The organism is Dietzia sp. DQ11-71, from assembly GCF_014144995.1.
Lineage (GTDB): Bacteria > Actinomycetota > Actinomycetes > Mycobacteriales > Mycobacteriaceae > Dietzia > Dietzia kunjamensis.
Genome location: NZ_JAALDT010000478.1, coordinates 1 through 1,421, shown reverse-complemented (window position 1 = coordinate 1,421; position 1,421 = coordinate 1). Strand labels below are relative to the sequence as shown.

Annotated in this window: 3 protein-coding genes; all 3 read left to right on the top strand. The window is 65.8% G+C overall.

Translation table 11 applies throughout. The features are described from left to right. Positions 1 to 117: 117 nt before the first annotated feature. Entirely contained in the window at positions 118 to 558 is a 441-nt protein-coding gene (locus G6023_RS14920) for a universal stress protein (protein WP_182636252.1), read from the top strand. A gap of 114 nt (positions 559 to 672) precedes the next feature. Beyond that, a complete protein-coding gene (locus tag G6023_RS14915; protein ID WP_182636250.1) occupies positions 673 to 1,020 on the top strand; it encodes a hypothetical protein in 348 nt (115 codons plus the stop codon). Positions 1,021 to 1,132: 112 nt separating this feature from the next. After that, a complete protein-coding gene (locus G6023_RS16075) occupies positions 1,133 to 1,390 on the top strand; it encodes a hypothetical protein (RefSeq protein ID WP_241727888.1) in 258 nt (85 codons plus the stop codon). The last annotated feature ends 31 nt before the right edge of the window (positions 1,391 to 1,421 follow it).

Here is a 1,421-nt window from a genome sequence, read left to right as displayed (position 1 = left end):
CGACCGCCCCGGCTACTTCATCGGTGAATTGAGGCTTAGGCAGGTCTACGGTGGAGGGTGTCGTCGGTGCACGACAGTCCGGGGCACCGTCGGCATATCGCCGGAGGAGGACAGGTCATGGACACCAGGCCAGTAGTCGTCGGAGTCGACGGCGGACCGGATTCGCTACGGGCCCTGAAGTGGGCAGCCGAGTACGCGGCAGCGCTCGACGCGCCACTGATCGCCCTGACCGCGTATCAATTGCCAGCGGTCTACGGCCCGTATGCGATGGCCGGCTGGGAAGACTCCTCCGAATTGGAGAGCAGCGCGCGCGAGATGCTCGCGGAAGCGGTGCGCAACGCCCTGGGGGATGACGCCTCGTACAAGCCGGCCGTCCTGCAGGGCCACGCGGCCGAAGCGTTGATCGCTGCCTCCGGGGACGCCCGGCTCGTGGTGGTCGGTAGCCGCGGACGAGGCGGGTTCACCGGGATGCTGCTCGGCTCGGTCAGTCAGCACGTCGTGGCGCACGCGCACTGCCCCGTGGTCGTCCTGCCGCACTCGAGCCACCAGACCGACTAGCGGCGGCGCTGATCGGGGCGCATCACATGCAGCATCCACGCCCCACCGTGTCAAGCGTCACACAGGAGACCCTTACCTGCAATGATGTCGTGCTGACCTGAGACAATTCGCCCCATGGACACTGTCATCCAGATCATCCTCATCCTGCACTTCATCGGTCTCGCCGGCATCATCGGCGGCTGGCTGGCCACCATCAAGGCCCCGTACATGGCGAAGGGCATCCTGCACGGTGCCATCCTCCAGGTGGTCACCGGCCTCCTGCTCGTGGGACTGCGCGAGATGCAGGACGCCGACCTCAACCACATGAAGATCGGTATCAAACTGCTGGTCGCCGTTGTGATCCTCGTCGTCGCGATCATCGGCGTCCGCAAGGAGGCCAAGGCCCAGGGCAGCACCGCGACCCTGACCCACGTCGCCGGCGTGCTCGGCATCGTCAACGTCGCGATCGCGGTCCTCGTCTGACGCGTCTCCCCGTATGCGGACAGCGCCCCCCGATCTCGAGTCGGGGGGCGCTTCTCGTCCGGGCCGGCCACACTGGGATGAAGACCGCAACATGGAGTTGGAGGGCGAGTAGATGGATGACGCGACCCGCGATGTCCCTGGTGCACCAGTGGCCGCGCCGGAGCTCGACGACAAGGCGGATGTGCTGGCGGATGTCGCCGATGCGATCGAGACCGTTGGGCTTGACGAAGGCAGTCGGATACTCGGCCTCCGCTACCCGTTCGTGCTCGTGGAGAAGACTTCCCGGAGTTACACGGAACGGAGATCATTGCGTCTCTTCTACCGCGACGGGTTCGTCGACCGCTACAGCGGGACGCGTCTGGTCAAGTAGTGCCCCATAGAGTGGTGTAACTCGGTGGCCG

Excerpts from the sequence above, each read along its gene's own strand:
- G6023_RS16075 (WP_241727888.1), top strand. The coding sequence starts at position 1,133 with ATGGATGACGCGACCCGCGATGTCCCTGGTGCACCAGTGGCCGCGCCG.
- G6023_RS14920 (WP_182636252.1), top strand. The coding sequence starts at position 118 with ATGGACACCAGGCCAGTAGTCGTCGGAGTCGACGGCGGACCGGATTCG.
- G6023_RS14915 (WP_182636250.1), top strand. The coding sequence starts at position 673 with ATGGACACTGTCATCCAGATCATCCTCATCCTGCACTTCATCGGTCTC.